The following is a 623-nucleotide window of genomic DNA, read 5'->3' as shown; positions in this document are numbered from 1 at the left end:
ACAAGATATCACATAGTGATTCTTTTTAACGGTTAAGTTAGAAAGGGCGCACGGTGGATGCCTTGGCACTAGGAGCCGATGAAGGACGGGACGAACACCGATATGCTTCGGGGAGCTGTAAGCAAGCTTTGATCCGGAGATTTCCGAATGGGGAAACCCACCACTCGTAATGGAGTGGTATCCATATCTGAATTCATAGGATATGAGAAGGCAGACCCGGGGAACTGAAACATCTAAGTACCCGGAGGAAGAGAAAGCAAATGCGATTCCCTGAGTAGCGGCGAGCGAAACGGGATTAGCCCAAACCAAGAGGCTTGCCTCTTGGGGTTGTAGGACACTCTATACGGAGTTACAAAGGAACGAGGTAGATGAAGAGGTCTGGAAAGGCCCGCCATAGGAGGTAACAGCCCTGTAGTCAAAACTTCGTTCTCTCCAGAGTGGATCCTGAGTACGGCGGAACACGTGAAATTCCGTCGGAATCCGGGAGGACCATCTCCCAAGGCTAAATACTCCCTAGTGACCGATAGTGAACCAGTACCGTGAGGGAAAGGTGAAAAGCACCCCGGAAGGGGAGTGAAAGAGATCCTGAAACCGTGTGCCTACAAGTAGTCAGAGCCCGTTAA

1 rRNA gene is annotated in these 623 nt (G+C 50.7%); it reads left to right on the top strand.

The features are described 5' to 3' along the window. Positions 1 to 30: 30 nt before the first annotated feature. Positions 31 to 623, top strand: a 23S ribosomal RNA gene (locus tag WA325_RS21210); the annotation flags it as partial.

It is taken from the genome of Bacillus sp. 205(2023) (assembly GCF_037027485.1).
Classification (GTDB): Bacteria; Bacillota; Bacilli; order Bacillales; family Bacillaceae; genus Bacillus; species Bacillus halotolerans.
This window is presented reverse-complemented; position numbering and strand designations above follow the sequence as displayed.